The sequence below is a fragment of the Planococcus sp. CP5-4_YE genome, from assembly GCF_019042655.1.
In the GTDB taxonomy this organism is placed as follows: domain Bacteria; phylum Bacillota; class Bacilli; order Bacillales_A; family Planococcaceae; genus Planococcus.
The window spans coordinates 16147-28768 of sequence record NZ_JAHPZO010000005.1 but is presented as its reverse complement, the minus strand read 5'-3'; the positions used below and the strand labels follow the sequence as shown (position 1 = coordinate 28768).

General features: G+C 45.2%; 19 protein-coding genes and 1 riboswitch. Of the genes, 10 read left to right on the top strand and 9 right to left on the bottom strand.

Annotated features, from left to right (window positions below):
* The first annotated feature begins 137 nt into the window (after nucleotides 1-137).
* From KTG14_RS07960 to KTG14_RS07950, 3 genes are all read left to right on the top strand, one after another.
* Nucleotides 138-1607: a glycoside hydrolase family 32 protein gene (locus KTG14_RS07960; RefSeq protein ID WP_216970607.1), complete on the top strand. Its 1470-nt coding sequence runs from the start codon at nucleotides 138-140 to the stop codon at nucleotides 1605-1607.
* A 32-nt stretch (nucleotides 1608-1639) separates the two neighbouring features.
* A complete protein-coding gene (locus KTG14_RS07955) occupies nucleotides 1640-2605 on the top strand; it encodes a carbohydrate kinase family protein (RefSeq protein WP_216970434.1) in 966 nt (321 codons plus the stop codon).
* 173 nt (nucleotides 2606-2778) lie between these two features.
* Nucleotides 2779-3117 carry a general stress protein gene (locus tag KTG14_RS07950; RefSeq protein WP_216970433.1) on the top strand — a complete coding sequence of 113 codons (339 nt, stop codon included), beginning with the start codon at nucleotides 2779-2781 and terminating at the stop codon, nucleotides 3115-3117.
* Nucleotides 3118-3363: 246 nt separating this feature from the next.
* Here the strand turns inward: KTG14_RS07950 and KTG14_RS07945 are convergent, their stop codons facing one another.
* The 3 genes from KTG14_RS07945 to KTG14_RS07935 form a co-directional block, all read right to left on the bottom strand.
* Nucleotides 3364-4257: a 3-hydroxyacyl-CoA dehydrogenase gene (locus KTG14_RS07945; protein ID WP_216970432.1), complete on the bottom strand. Its 894-nt coding sequence runs from the start codon at nucleotides 4255-4257 to the stop codon at nucleotides 3364-3366.
* Nucleotides 4258-4377: 120 nt separating this feature from the next.
* Nucleotides 4378-4692 carry a DMT family transporter gene (locus KTG14_RS07940; protein WP_216970431.1) on the bottom strand — a complete coding sequence of 105 codons (315 nt, stop codon included), beginning with the start codon at nucleotides 4690-4692 and terminating at the stop codon, nucleotides 4378-4380.
* The gene (locus KTG14_RS07935; protein WP_211654907.1) at nucleotides 4692-5033 is read right to left on the bottom strand and encodes a DMT family transporter; all 342 of its coding nucleotides are present in this window, start codon (nucleotides 5031-5033) and stop codon (nucleotides 4692-4694) included. The genes KTG14_RS07940 and KTG14_RS07935 overlap by 1 nt, the downstream gene beginning before the upstream one ends.
* A 511-nt stretch (nucleotides 5034-5544) precedes the next feature.
* Here KTG14_RS07935 and KTG14_RS07930 point away from each other — a divergent pair.
* Nucleotides 5545-5688: a hypothetical protein gene (locus KTG14_RS07930; protein ID WP_216970430.1), complete on the top strand. Its 144-nt coding sequence runs from the start codon at nucleotides 5545-5547 to the stop codon at nucleotides 5686-5688.
* A 172-nt stretch (nucleotides 5689-5860) separates the two neighbouring features.
* Nucleotides 5861-5956: riboswitch (guanidine-I (ykkC/yxkD leader) on the bottom strand.
* A 66-nt stretch (nucleotides 5957-6022) separates the two neighbouring features.
* Here the strand turns inward: KTG14_RS07930 and KTG14_RS07925 are convergent.
* From KTG14_RS07925 to KTG14_RS07915, 3 genes are all read right to left on the bottom strand, one after another.
* Nucleotides 6023-6637: an FMN-binding negative transcriptional regulator gene (locus KTG14_RS07925; protein ID WP_216970429.1), complete on the bottom strand. Its 615-nt coding sequence runs from the start codon at nucleotides 6635-6637 to the stop codon at nucleotides 6023-6025.
* Between the two features lie 288 nt (nucleotides 6638-6925).
* The gene (gene paiA, locus KTG14_RS07920) at nucleotides 6926-7438 is read right to left on the bottom strand and encodes a spermidine/spermine N(1)-acetyltransferase (protein WP_216970428.1); all 513 of its coding nucleotides are present in this window, start codon (nucleotides 7436-7438) and stop codon (nucleotides 6926-6928) included.
* A 22-nt stretch (nucleotides 7439-7460) separates the two neighbouring features.
* Nucleotides 7461-7913: a MarR family winged helix-turn-helix transcriptional regulator gene (locus KTG14_RS07915; RefSeq protein ID WP_216970427.1), complete on the bottom strand. Its 453-nt coding sequence runs from the start codon at nucleotides 7911-7913 to the stop codon at nucleotides 7461-7463.
* Between the two features lie 424 nt (nucleotides 7914-8337).
* Here KTG14_RS07915 and KTG14_RS07910 point away from each other — a divergent pair, with 424 nt between their 5' ends.
* The 5 genes from KTG14_RS07910 to KTG14_RS07890 all read left to right on the top strand — a co-directional run bounded on the left by KTG14_RS07910 (nucleotide 8338) and on the right by KTG14_RS07890 (nucleotide 10517).
* A complete protein-coding gene (locus KTG14_RS07910; protein WP_211654902.1) occupies nucleotides 8338-8556 on the top strand; it encodes a hypothetical protein in 219 nt (72 codons plus the stop codon).
* A 268-nt stretch (nucleotides 8557-8824) separates the two neighbouring features.
* Nucleotides 8825-9415 carry a restriction endonuclease gene (locus tag KTG14_RS07905; RefSeq protein ID WP_254178059.1) on the top strand — a complete coding sequence of 197 codons (591 nt, stop codon included), beginning with the start codon at nucleotides 8825-8827 and terminating at the stop codon, nucleotides 9413-9415.
* Between the two features lie 17 nt (nucleotides 9416-9432).
* A complete protein-coding gene (locus KTG14_RS07900) occupies nucleotides 9433-9894 on the top strand; it encodes an NUDIX hydrolase (RefSeq protein ID WP_216970426.1) in 462 nt (153 codons plus the stop codon).
* 26 nt (nucleotides 9895-9920) lie between these two features.
* On the top strand, nucleotides 9921-10112 hold the full coding sequence (locus KTG14_RS07895) for a hypothetical protein (protein ID WP_216970425.1): 192 nt from the start codon (nucleotides 9921-9923) through the stop codon (nucleotides 10110-10112).
* Nucleotides 10113-10235: 123 nt separating this feature from the next.
* On the top strand, nucleotides 10236-10517 hold the full coding sequence (locus KTG14_RS07890) for a hypothetical protein (RefSeq protein ID WP_216970424.1): 282 nt from the start codon (nucleotides 10236-10238) through the stop codon (nucleotides 10515-10517).
* 66 nt (nucleotides 10518-10583) lie between these two features.
* Here KTG14_RS07890 and KTG14_RS17935 read toward each other — a convergent pair whose 3' ends face one another.
* On the bottom strand, nucleotides 10584-10715 hold the full coding sequence (locus KTG14_RS17935) for a hypothetical protein (protein WP_258048444.1): 132 nt from the start codon (nucleotides 10713-10715) through the stop codon (nucleotides 10584-10586).
* A gap of 108 nt (nucleotides 10716-10823) precedes the next feature.
* On the opposite strand from KTG14_RS17935, the gene KTG14_RS07885 reads away from it, so the two are divergent.
* Nucleotides 10824-11435 carry a hypothetical protein gene (locus KTG14_RS07885; protein WP_216970423.1) on the top strand — a complete coding sequence of 204 codons (612 nt, stop codon included), beginning with the start codon at nucleotides 10824-10826 and terminating at the stop codon, nucleotides 11433-11435.
* Between the two features lie 128 nt (nucleotides 11436-11563).
* Here the strand turns inward: KTG14_RS07885 and KTG14_RS07880 are convergent, their stop codons facing one another.
* Both KTG14_RS07880 and KTG14_RS07875 read right to left on the bottom strand, forming a co-directional pair.
* Entirely contained in the window at nucleotides 11564-12064 is a 501-nt protein-coding gene (locus KTG14_RS07880) for a hypothetical protein (RefSeq protein ID WP_216970422.1), read from the bottom strand.
* Nucleotides 12065-12095: 31 nt separating this feature from the next.
* Nucleotides 12096-12311: a DUF6366 family protein gene (locus tag KTG14_RS07875; protein WP_216970421.1), complete on the bottom strand. Its 216-nt coding sequence runs from the start codon at nucleotides 12309-12311 to the stop codon at nucleotides 12096-12098.
* Between the last annotated feature and the right edge of the window lie 311 nt (nucleotides 12312-12622).

Here is a 12622-nt window from a genome sequence, read left to right as displayed (position 1 = left end):
TTCATCGTTATTGGATGAACTGATGCCATTCAAGGATTTCGATTATGGAGAGGAGGCTGCTGCAAGAGAATTTTTCAGGTCATCCGTCAATATAAAATTCTGCTTTTACCAAAAGGAGAATGAGAGAAATGACAAAGATGGAGTTACCGCGGGGGAAGAGTTACATTCGGCTCGATCAGATTAGTCAAGAAGATATCGATAATTTGATTTTGAGGGTCAATAGCTGTACGTGGCGGCAAACCTTTCATATCCAACCGGTTTCTGGGCTTCTCAATGATCCGAACGGCTTCTGTTTTTACAATGGTGAGTTTCATTTGTATTATCAATGGCATCCGCTGGGGCCGTTTCATGGTTTGAAGTATTGGTATCATACCAAATCGACAGACCTTGTAAACTGGCAGAATGTCGGCATCGCGATCAAGCCGGACGAGTATTTTGATAGCCACGGGGCTTATTCGGGAAGTGCGGTTGAACATGACGGGAAATTATACTTGTTATACACCGGCAATACGCGGGATGAGAATCTTGTGAGACATCCTTACCTGTGCATCGCGCTGATGGATGATGAGGGAAATATCATCAAATCGAAAAAATCCGTTCTTGATAAAGTGCCAGATGGATATACCGAGCATTTCCGCGATCCGAAATTATGGAAAGTAGAAGAGCGATACTATGCGGTCATAGGCGCTCAACGAACCGATGAAACAGGGGCCGTTTGTTTATTGAGTTCATCCGATTTATTGGAATGGAAGTTTGAAGGCGAACTGGCCACCAACTTGGATAATTTCGGCTTTATGTGGGAATGCCCGGATTATTTTGAGATGGAAGACCGAGGCATCCTGGTTTTTTCGCCACAAGGACTGGAGCCGCAGGGGGATCTTTATCAGAATATTTACCAGGCCGGTTATGTACTGGGCGAGAAAATTGATTTAGAGCAGCGGCAATTGATTCACGGGGATTTCGTCGAACTCGACCGTGGGTTTGACTTTTATGCTCCGCATACGATGAAGGATCCGAGCGGCAGACGGCTTATGGTCGCTTGGATGGGCTTGCCGGAAATCGAGTATCCGACCGATATTAATGGATGGGCGAATTGTTTGACCATCCTCCGGGAATTATCGCTCCGGAACGGGAAAATCATCCAAACGCCGATTCCGGAACTGGAGTCACTGCGTAAGGATAAAGCCGAAGCACAAGGTGAGCTTCTGGATGAAACAAAAATGGTGGAAGGATTCTCAGGGGTCACGTATGAGCTGATCTGTGAGTTTAAACGAGGAGATGCCTTGGAATATGGCATCGAATTCCGTGCGAGTGGGGAAGAAAAAACGGTGATCAAATTTGATGCCGCCCAAGGGAAAGTCATAATGGATCGCGCATCATCGGGCAAAGTGATCGGCAGCAAGCATGGCACCGAGCGCAAATGCCGAATTGATGGGGATGTGTACAAGTTTCAGTTGTTTGTCGATTCATCATCCGCTGAGATTTTCGTGAACGATGGTGAAGAAGTGTTTACCGCCCGTATCTTCCCAGACATTAGAAGCCAGGAAATCAGGTTTTTTGCGACAGGCGGCTCCGCTGCGTTTAAAGCGGTCAAATGGGACTATTGATGAATGAAAGCAAGAAAAAGGAGAGATGCCGAATGGGAAACTTGTTCTCGATTGGCGAAGTACTAATCGATTTTATTCCCCATCAAAAAGGCATCGCCTTAAAAGATGTGGAGTCTTTCACACGAGTGCCTGGAGGGGCACCGGCCAATGTGGCAGCGGCGGTCGCGAAGTTTGGCGGCACGGCTTCAATGATCACCAAAGTGGGACAAGATGCCTTTGGTGATTTTCTGTTGGAACGGCTTGCCGAGGCGGGTGTCAGAATCGATAAGATTCTACGGACGAAAGAAGCGAATACCGGACTTGCTTTCGTTTCGCTGCGGGAAGACGGGGAACGGGATTTTTCGTTTTACCGGAATCCTTCTGCCGATTTGCTTCTTGAAGCTTCAGAAGTGAATGAAGATTGGTTCGGGCAAGGGGATGTGCTGCATTTTGGTTCGGTCGATTTAGTCGAAAGCCCAATGAAAAAAGCCCATTATAACGCGATCACTGCCGCCAAGAGGAATGGCGCGATCATCAGTTTTGACCCCAATGTGCGCCTGCCGCTTTGGGATAACCCCAAGCAGTGCCGGGAAGCCATACAGGAATTTATTCCGAAGGCGCATATCATTAAAGTTTCCGACGACGAACTGGAATTCATCACCGGCATAGCGAACGAGTCCTTAGCTGTTGCCTCTTTGTTCACAGGGGATGTATTGGCAGTGGTATTAACGAAAGGCGCAAAAGGTGCGGATCTTTACGTACAAAACGAAAAGTATCCGTCACCAGGATATTCAGTGAAAGTCGAAGACACAACGGGAGCGGGAGATGCGTTCACTGGGGCTTTCTTGTACCAATTGCTGAAACGGGATGCAGTGCCAAGCAATCTGGAAGCCCTTTTTAATGAACATCACCAGGAACTGCTCGCTTTTGCGAATGCGAGCGGGGCCCTGGCCACTACCGGAAAAGGGGCTATATCTTCGCTTCCAACGAAAGATGAGGTCTTGGAGTTAATGGAATAAACCAATTGCAGAGGGAGGGCTTTGTCCGGAAAATACGCTATGAGTTGACAATGTGTGGCTTTTTTAACTATCTTGTCTCATTTTGCAAGAAGCATTTTAAACGTAGTTCATGTTTTAGCTACTTAGGCAGACGGGTAAACATAAGTAAGACAATACACCGGAGGCTGATTAGTATGAAATCGACAAACCATACGTTTGAAGTGGCTTATACTGAACAGGAACTTGAGGCAAAGGTGGAAGCATTGAAATCTCACGGGCATACAAAAAATGATATCCATGTTTTAGCGGAAAATGCGGATATTCTTAATGCCATTGAAACCCAAGAAGAAGTGCAGACGCACGAAACAGAAACCATTACAGACAAATTTAAGTCCATGTTTACCGGGAAAGATGCGGTACGTGAAGAATTAACTAAACTAAATTTAACCCAAACGGAAATTGAGAAATTTCATGACATTCTCGAAAATGAAGGAATTGTGCTATATGCAGAGCATCGACATCATCACCAATAGTCTCTGAACACGACGGGACTCAGTGTCGCTTTTACACTTTTTAACCCTTACAAATAGTTTTATGAAGAAAAATTTGATCGGGCAAAGCAAGAGATGAACTTGTCCTGCCTGATTCTATCAAATGGCTAAGCGGGCGCAAATGACGCCTCTATGTCAAATTCCTATCGGAAATAACAAGGGGAAATCGAAAAAACCCGCAACGTCACGTGCTCATTTGCACACGGCGTTGCGGGTTTTCGTGTTTCATTATTTCAAAAAATCCTTATCCAAATAACGCGGGTTCGGGTAATCGTAGAAACCTTTGCCGTTCTGGATGCCCAGGCGACCTTTGTCGAGGAATTCTGTCTTCAAATATTCCGCGACTTTTGCAGCTTCTCCGTCGCCGGCGTTCGCTCTCGCAACTGACAAGTGATACGGCGTATTGATGCCAATGACGTCCAAAATCGCGAAGGGCCCTCTCGGTGCGCCGGTTGCAATCATCCACGTTTTGTCGACGGTATGCGGATCTGAGATGCCGTTGACGACCAAATACTGCGCCGAATTCAAGAACGGCACGAGCAAGGTATTCAAAATATAGCCCGGCTGTTCTTTCTGGAGCGGCAGCGCGACCATGCCGATCGCTTGTGAAAACTCGACCACGTCATTGAAGACCGACTCATCCGTGCCGCCGTGGCCCATGATTTCTGCGGTATTGCTGCGCCAGATGTCGTTAGCGAAATGGAGCGCTAAAAATTTCTCGGGGCGTCCTGTGTATTCCGCAAACGCACTCGGCAGCATCGTTGACGTATTGGTCGCAAAGACCGTTTGCGCCGGGGCGACTTTCGCCAAGTTTGTGTAGAATTCCTGTTTGATATCGAGCACTTCAGGCACTGCTTCAATCAGCAAATCGGCATTTTTGACGGCTTCCCCTAAATCCGTATGAAATGACAGCCGGCTATAAGCCGCCTCCAACTCTTCATCCGTCGCTTTCAAGTCTTTCTTGAAATGCCCTTTAAGCACTTCGAAACGTTCTTTTGCACGAGTTAAAGCTTCATCGTTGATGTCGTATACCGCGACATCGAATCCATGATACGCAGACTGAAAAGCGATTTGGCTACCCAGCACACCGCTTCCTGCGACCGTAACATACTTGAAATCCATTCCATCCCACTCCCTTTGAATAGATGATGCCAGTCTTGGTGTATTGGCAAAAAAGGATGTTTCTGCCAACGATCTCTAATTTCCATAGTAGGGGAAATGAAGGGATTTCGCCAATATTAATTAAGAAACAAGCTTCAAACCGACCGCTGACCCGAGCACCATCGCGATAAATAGAATGCGCCGCCAATCTTTGGATTCGTTGTAAAACAGCATGCCGATGATCGCGCCACCTGATGCCCCTATGCCGGTCCAGATGGCATACGCCGTTCCCATCGGCAAGCTTTCCATCGCAACGGACAAAAATAAGAAGCTCGCGATAAAGCCGCCGAGGAGCATCGCGAGTGACTGCCATTTTCGGTCGTGATGCCATTTGTTGATCATCGCGACGCCGATCATTTCAAAAAGCCCTGCAAATATCAATGAAATCCAAGCCATTACGCTTCGCTCCTTTCAGGTGCTGAATCCGGTGTCACGAGTTTCAAGCCGATAACACCAAGCAGTAAAATCCCGACCAATACCAGTTTTGCGGTACTGACAGGTTCGTTGAAAAAGACGATTTCGGACAGTACTGTCCCGGCCGTCCCGAGCCCGACAAACACCGCATACACCGTGCCGACCGGCAATTTATTTCCGGCATCAATCAGCAACGTGAAGCTGACGGCGATTGCCACAATCGTGATCAGCCATTCGCCGAGCGAATCCGCATGCTTTAATCCCACAACCCACGCCACTTCAAACAATGCCGCGATTAATACTTTTCCCCATTGAAGATTCATTGGAATTCCTCCTAATATTAAATAAAGTAAGAAACTAAAAAGTAGATCAACTAATGAAGTCGCTGCAGGTGGACGCTTTCCGCGGGCATGGCTTGAGCCTCCTCGGTCGCTTCGCTCCCTGTGGGGTCTCAAGACTCATGCTATTCCCGCAGGAGTCGCCACCTTCCGCTTTTTCATCTAGGTTAATAAAATTCATAAAAACGAAGGTAACACGAATCCAAGTATGTTATTCGAGATAGTTTTTTCAACATATTTGCTGTAAAAAATCATGGTTTTATCCAATGCTTTCCCCATTGGAGATTCATTGGAATTCCTCCTATTTAATATTGCTGGATTTTAAGACAGTGAAGCCGTTTCGTTATCGAAGCGACATCTGCCAGATGACACCGGAAATGGTATAATGAATGTCTTCATTTCCGTTGAATAAAGCTTGTTTCTTTATAATTCCGATGCAATCGGTCCGAGGGTAAGCGAAAAAAGCCTTGCTTAAGGTCAACAGAGGAGGGATTGCATGGAAGTTTTTGGACTCATGGGCTTTATTTTCGGCATGTCTGGTTTTACTTTTGCGATTATTGCCTTTACCACCGCACTTAACAACAACAATCGCGTCAAAGAACTTGAAAAAAGAATGAACGAGTCAGAGAAACTCTCATGAACCGTGCCTCGGGCTGCTGGATTTTCTAAAGCTCGGACCATTAACGAGAACTTCCTGCCTGCAGGGGTTCTTTTTTAGTTTGTCCCGTTATTCCGTGTGGCTTCGTACTCAACATCGCTCGCAAAAGCAGCGGGTTTCAAAATAAAAAGCCCGGGAGAACTGTAAAAACAGTTTCTCCCAGGCTTTTGTCCCTCCGTGTCACAGCGGTGGCTGTGTGTTTTCTCTCGGACCAGGCCAGCTATGCTGCGGAACCCTAGAAAACTTTTTTTAGTCATTCAATTACTTTAGTTATATAAGAAATGGGTCTGAACTTCAAGTCATACGGGTCAGTGGGCTAGGGGCGTCTTTTGTCCATGACGTCTGCGACTTCTTCAGACAAAGGGTCACTCTCTTTGCGTAAGCCATCGACGACATGTTGGTAGTCTTCGGGCGACTGATTCTGGCTTAACTTAAATGCAGCTTGGATATCGGTGATGTGGAGCTTGAATCCGACGATGCCTTTAATGTCTTTTTCGAGCAACTCGGTCGGGAGGGTGTCCCAAAGAACCGGCTCGTCGCGGTGCTGTTCGTGCTTCTCGAGCAAGCTCACCAAATCCTCCCGCAGTTCATCTTCCGACAGCAACCGGCCTGTGCCGTACACATGCGCAGACTGGTAATTCCACGTCGGGATGTCTTTTTCTTCGTACCAGGAAGAGGTGATGTAGGAATGCGGCCCTTGGAACGTCACCAATACTTCATCCGCGTCTTCAATTGTATGCCATTGGGGATTGCCGCGTGCAAAGTGCCCGCGCAGCACATATCCGTCTTGTTCTTTTTTCAGTTGGAAAGGCAAATGCGTCGCAAGCGGTCGGCCTTTGCCAGCGGTAATAATCGTACCGAATGAATGGGCTTCGATAAACTCGCGAATCTCTTCCGGGTCGTTCACTTTATAATGTTTTGGGATATACATAGTAAGCCTCCTTATCTCTTTAATACTCTATTCAATAAAAGTAGAGAGGTATAAATTAATGAATTTTCAAAAGATATGGAGTGAAATTGCTTAGAAAACCGTACTGCTCAATAATGCTGCGCATTACATCGCAAAGGATTGTCCTCGCAAGCTTCGGTCAACACCTTTGCCGCGGGAAATGAATAAGCGAAGGGAAGCTGAGCTTATTCATTTGTGATGCTCGACCGTAGAGAGAGTTGAGCAAAGCTTTTCGAAGCAGTTTTACGGAATATCCATGCCTATTCTACTCTACAAAGTCTTCGTCAAAATCAAATCGGTCTGCTCGTCATCGCCCATGAAAAACGAATGGCTGCCGGTCTCGACAAAACCTTTCTTGTCGTAAAAAGCCCGGGCATTGTTGTTGTGCTCCCAAACGCCGAGCCATATTTTTTCTTTTCCCAGTTCTTTCGCCATCTCAAACGCCTGGTTCATCAATACTTTCCCAGCGCCGTTTTTCTGGAACTTTTTCTTGATGTAGATGCGCTCCACTTCGAGCGCCTGATCACCCATCGGTTCGGTTTGCGCTTCGTCTGTATTGATTTTCAAATAGCCCGCCACTTCATCTTCGACCATCGCGAAATAGAAATGGGAGGAAGGGGTGGCGAGTTCTTTCTCGAGCTTCGGTTTGTTATAGGCCGCTTCTAGATAGGCGTTCATGTTCTCTTCGCTATTGTGTTCGTCGAAGGTTTCCTTATAAGTGAGAATGCTGATGTCTTGCAGTTCTTGGAGATCGCTTGCTGCACATTTACGTAGGCTTGCCATGAAGATTCGCTCCTTTAGCTGATTAATAATTGCGCTTTCGGCCTTTTTTGACCGATTCGAAATCGACTTCGATATTCTCTCGGATGCGCCGCAAATAGAGTTCAATCTCAACCGCCTCCTGTTCCGAAAAGCCAGCGAGAGCAACTGCGTTGGAATGCTCGTTTTCCCGGATGATGAAGGGATAGGCCTTTCGAGCTTTTTCAGTCGGATAGATCTTTTTGATTTTCTTATTGCCTGGGTCACCCATTTTTTCGATAAAGCCGTGGCTCTCCAATTTCTGAAGCGCGCGTGTCGCAGTGGAGCGGTCGACTTTGATCAAATCGAGCAATTGCTCCTGGATGATGCCAGGATTTTCGCAGATGCGGACGAGGTAAAGATATTGCCCCTTCGTCAGCTCGAGCTCTTTGAATTCGATATTGCTGATGGAATCAAGGGCACGGGCAATCATGCCGATTTCACGAAGGATTTCTGCCATAGGATAACCCCTTTATTATATTGCATTTGCAACAATAATGAATTATATCGAGTGTACAAGAACCAGGCGGCCAATGCAAGAAGCGGGAGCGGAAAAATGAAATAATTCTTTTTTCGAGCTAATTCCAGTGGACCGCCTGACGCTTCTCGTAAAAGAGTTGGCGAAGACCACTCTGTTTTCTCTCCGAACCGCCATCTATTTTATATTCCTAGTCCTGGCGATCATGTTCGGGGTCCCGGTCAGCATCGGGACAGTGCTGACAGTCTGTTTCAGAGTGTTTATTTTGAATGTAATCATGCCGATAACGGAGAAGACTTTGGATCGTGTTTTGTAGCCGAAGCAGATAACTGGGTACCGATAATAGTATTCAAAATAATTAGTTAATTTATATTTTTATGTTAAGCTTTCTGTGGGAGGTGTTTTTTTGGAAGTTAACAGAAAAACAGCTATTCTTTTGTTTGGGTCAGGTGTGGCATCGACCTTGCTTGTTTTGCCGTTGCTTTACGCATTAGGTCTGCCATCTTTCGAAGTCGTGCTCATAAGCTTATTTGGTGAAGGAAACATTTGGGCACTGGTTTTTACAGTTGTGCTGATTCTGCTAATACTCTTCAGTTTACGAAAGTCGTTTAAAAGTCCGGAATGATAAATAGAAGTTCATATGAAGTCCAAAAGACACTGCCAGTACTAAAATCGCTGCTGATTCAGCTTTTTTATCATGGGTGGTGCTTTTTGTATTTAGTGAAAAATTGAATTAGGATTTTTTGCTTTTACACTTCTAAAGATAATTAATTGAGTATAAATGCAAAACACAATCATTGCGAGTATATATTTAAAATTCCTCTACTATTAATGGATTTTATTGGTATATTTAAAGGTATAAAGGAGTTTTAAAAGAACTGGAGGAGTATCTTATGGAGGAATTTTTAAGTGGATTTCGATTAGGGCTGGATTTAATGTGGAGCATCGCCACGGCGGAACCGCAATTGACAGGGTTTCTAATCATATTTGGTTTAGGGGCATTTTTGCTTGCATCAATCACCAATATTTTAAAAGACCGCAAACTAAAGCGATCCGGCATGCTGCAAGTGGATCAGATGAAAGGCAAGGAATTTGAAGACTATCTCCGCGTATTGTTTTTAGAAAGAGGCTATCACGTGCAGATGACACCGGGCACCGGAGATTACGGCGCAGACCTTATTTTGTCGAAAGCTGGGCTGAGAATCGCAGTTCAAGCGAAACGCTATAAAAAGAATGTCGGATTGAAAGCTGTACAAGAAGTTTCTACGGCGAAACTGCATTACAAAGTGGATGAATGTTGGGTGGTTACCAATAGCGGTTATACTGAGCCGGCAAAGAAATTGGCTGCGTCCAATGCAGTGAAATTGATAGACCGTGTGATGCTCATGAGATGGATGCTGGAGATGAATAAGGAAACTGCCATCAGCAAGGTAGCAACAACTTCAAAAATTAAAGGGGAAACCGCCAATAAAGAGAAACTATAATGAACGGGGGAATGGCAATGAATTACATCCAAGACATGCGCCAGTTGATCGGTTCGAATTTATTGATGACGGTTGGGTGCGGAATCATTCTGGAAAAGGACGGCAAAATTTTGCTTCAGCACCGAAAAGACCGAGACGTGTGGGGAATTCCGGGCGGAGTCATGGAGCCTGGCGAAACTTTTCTCGAGACGGCCGTCAGGGAAACATGTGAAGAAACCGGCCTGCATGCAGAGAACTTACAGCTATTCGGCCTCTATTCAGGGGAGCAAGGTTATGCCGAATACCAAAACGGTGACCAAGTTTATAGCGTGCAAATCATTTTTCACACACAGCAATTTTCAGGCGAGCTGATACAAGTTGGGGCAGAAAGCCACGAGCATCGCTTTTTCAAACCGGATGAACTGCCACAAATCAATTCGCATCAGGAACGCTTTATTTTGGATTGGGTAAACAAGGCGAGCTTGCCGATATTGAAATAAATGCGCAGCGAATGGGAGTGGAAGGGATGAGAGAATACTTAGAAGAAAACAAGGCCTACCATTTATCATTCCTCGCCGCTGTCATCATCGGGTATATAGTTGCCAAGGTCTTTGCCGACGGGGCAGTAAACGGCCTACTCCTCTGGGTTCTCGGCTTCTTTTTTGTAGCTGAGCTTGTGAAGTTCATCGTTTGGCGGATTGAGCAGGAAGAGGAATAACAATCGAATAAGGGGGCAAGCCCGATAAAGAAACTGGTCATGATCGCATTCGCAGCTTTTTTACTAAGTGGTTGTATTGGCGGAGAGCGATATCTTTATTCAGGAAAAAGCGAGAGTTGGAGCATGACATACAAAGTAGTCGAGGCACAAAGCGGCAGCCAGCAAGTAGAGGGGACGCTCGAGTATATAGGAGCGGGGACAGCACCCGAGACAATCGGTTATTCGATGAATTCGGTTATTCGAGGCCAATCAACAACGAATGTGCCGGTAACAGATGGGAAAGTGACGCTACAAAACGGAAGCTGCGTGGATTGTGGAATCATCCAAGAGCATACGAAAATTAAAGTCGAAGTCAAATGGGATGGGAAAACGGAATCCTTCAATTTGGATGAGGAAGAATCTTAATGAGGAGCATGTGCCCAATGTACATAAATCCTCAAAGCCGAAACGGATGAAAACTTCTAGCTCAACTCACTGCTTATCGCTCTTTTTTTCTAAACGGTTTACCTTTTTGAATAAAACCACCAATGCAATAACGATGCCGATTGGCAAAACCCAGGTGAATAGTGAAGTGAAAACGCCAGTCAGAAATACAGAAGTCATTGTATAATCTCCTCCTCATACTTTTTTCAGCAAAATAATGAATGAATCTGCTGCCAATTAATTGTTAATGAGACAAGCATATCATATGGAAGAAACAGGAGGTGCCCGATGGAAAATCAGTTTCTTGAAGAATATAAAGAATATATAAGCAAAATAGGGGACAGGAAGGCACTATACAAAGCTGTCGCAGCGGAATATAGCATTCGAACTGCGATTTACCCGGGTTCGTTCATTGATATTTCTCCGTCCCTGGTTATTCCTGACGTAACGTATATCGATAATTTCAAAGGCGCCATTCGATTTTTTAAGCAGATGGACGGCATCAAGAACTACGTAGAGGAAAACAAAGAGTATCCGGATGCCTGCAAAATTTCTTTTATCGGGCAGGACTATACACAGCCGCTTGAAATGGAACAAGTTGACTTGATCATCTCCCAGTATGCCGGATTTGTCGGGCAGGAAACGAAGCGGTATTTAAAGCTGGGAGGCATCCTATTATGCAATGATAGCCATGGCGATGCCACTTTGGCGAGGTTCGATCAAGACTTTGAATTTATCGGTATCGTCAATGGCAACAATAAAATCGAACAGGACAACTTGGAGCGGTACTTCCAGCTCGCGAAGGACAAGCCAGTTGACCTTAAGATAGTCAAAGAAAAAATGAAAGGATTGAACTACACCGTTGCGGCTGAAAACTATGTGTTTCGGAAAATATCTTAACAGATATATACGCTGTGTTCAGCCTGAGCGTGAGGGCGGTATAAAGAGTGTTTTCGGTACGGACTGCTAAAATGAATAAAAAAAATGACACAGCCATTTATCATCAGCTGTGTCATTTTCTATTTTTATCAAAAGGATAGCTCTACTTCTTCAAATAAGGGGATGCCGAAATAACTGTATTTAATATGGACGGTATGGATTTCTTCATCATGCATCACGCTGAGCCCGTAAGTTTCATCGTCTTCAGAAGCGGTGCCGTTGTTCTGTTTTTCCAGTGTCTCGGTAGGGGATGTGCCGGTTTTAATTGTGGCCTCGTCGAGTTCAGTGAAGCGGTACGGCTGTGCTTCAACGGACTCAAAATCATCTGTGATGATGAAACCTAGCATCGCATTGCTCATCTGGATTTTGCTTTCCGTCGGCTCTTCATAATTATTGACTGCGACTTCCGTCAATTGAATATCTCCCCATCCTTTATTGCCAAATCCGACAATGACAGAATGCTGGTTTTCGTTTGAAGCCAAGGTATTCGTCTCAAGCGGCGGATTGCTTTTCAAAAAAATAAGCGTCCCACCGACTAAAGCCACAAACACCATTAAGCTTAACACCACGATCAAGATTTTCTTATTCAACTTCCCCAATCCCTTCTGCTAATCACTCTTCTCAACCGAAAAACACTTGATACAAACTATAAGCAATCAACAAAATCACCAGCAGCAAAATAACTCCGCCGACTTCCCTCCATCCCATGCCGCGCGTATCCGGCATGCCGCTTTGCGCGCGGTTGGCCGAGTCGTTGACATTGCTGCCGGCATGTTCTTTTTGGTCCTTTAACTGCAGGCGGTCGCGCTGGTCTTCGGGTCTGTTGCGATTGGACATACTAGTTCCTCCTCCAATTATCATTTCGAAGTTAACTCTAATGAACTATACGAGCTTTGTTCCAAAAAGTTACATAAATCCTAGTCGCTTTTGCCCTAATTACTTAAGATTAACTATGTCCTGCCACAAATATGTATGATAATATTTATTTATCAATATTTTCCATAAAAACCATATTAATTGCAATGAATTAAAGGGGGCTAAATCATGGGTCCGGTTTCCATGCTCGTCATGCTGATTGTCACCATTGCGTTAGTGTATTTCGTAATGAAAGCGATTAAAAAAACGATGGATAGCTTTAAAGAGTGAAA

Coding starts and splice junctions, on each gene's coding strand:
- KTG14_RS07895 (WP_216970425.1), top strand. CDS start 9,921: ATGAGAGAATACTTAGAAGAAAACAAGGCCTACCATTTATCATTCCTC.
- KTG14_RS07935 (WP_211654907.1), bottom strand. CDS start 5,033: ATGAATCTTCAATGGGGAAAAGTATTAATCGCGGCATTGTTTGAAGTG.
- KTG14_RS07900 (WP_216970426.1), top strand. CDS start 9,433: ATGAATTACATCCAAGACATGCGCCAGTTGATCGGTTCGAATTTATTG.
- KTG14_RS07885 (WP_216970423.1), top strand. CDS start 10,824: ATGGAAAATCAGTTTCTTGAAGAATATAAAGAATATATAAGCAAAATA.
- KTG14_RS07950 (WP_216970433.1), top strand. CDS start 2,779: ATGAAATCGACAAACCATACGTTTGAAGTGGCTTATACTGAACAGGAA.
- KTG14_RS07915 (WP_216970427.1), bottom strand. CDS start 7,913: ATGGCAGAAATCCTTCGTGAAATCGGCATGATTGCCCGTGCCCTTGAT.
- KTG14_RS07930 (WP_216970430.1), top strand. CDS start 5,545: ATGGAAGTTTTTGGACTCATGGGCTTTATTTTCGGCATGTCTGGTTTT.
- KTG14_RS17935 (WP_258048444.1), bottom strand. CDS start 10,715: ATGACTTCTGTATTTCTGACTGGCGTTTTCACTTCACTATTCACCTGG.
- KTG14_RS07945 (WP_216970432.1), bottom strand. CDS start 4,257: ATGGATTTCAAGTATGTTACGGTCGCAGGAAGCGGTGTGCTGGGTAGC.
- KTG14_RS07875 (WP_216970421.1), bottom strand. CDS start 12,311: ATGTCCAATCGCAACAGACCCGAAGACCAGCGCGACCGCCTGCAGTTA.
- KTG14_RS07955 (WP_216970434.1), top strand. CDS start 1,640: ATGGGAAACTTGTTCTCGATTGGCGAAGTACTAATCGATTTTATTCCC.
- KTG14_RS07905 (WP_254178059.1), top strand. CDS start 8,825: ATGGAGGAATTTTTAAGTGGATTTCGATTAGGGCTGGATTTAATGTGG.
- KTG14_RS07925 (WP_216970429.1), bottom strand. CDS start 6,637: ATGTATATCCCAAAACATTATAAAGTGAACGACCCGGAAGAGATTCGC.
- paiA (WP_216970428.1), bottom strand. CDS start 7,438: ATGGCAAGCCTACGTAAATGTGCAGCAAGCGATCTCCAAGAACTGCAA.
- KTG14_RS07960 (WP_216970607.1), top strand. CDS start 138: ATGGAGTTACCGCGGGGGAAGAGTTACATTCGGCTCGATCAGATTAGT.
- KTG14_RS07940 (WP_216970431.1), bottom strand. CDS start 4,692: ATGGCTTGGATTTCATTGATATTTGCAGGGCTTTTTGAAATGATCGGC.
- KTG14_RS07890 (WP_216970424.1), top strand. CDS start 10,236: ATGACATACAAAGTAGTCGAGGCACAAAGCGGCAGCCAGCAAGTAGAG.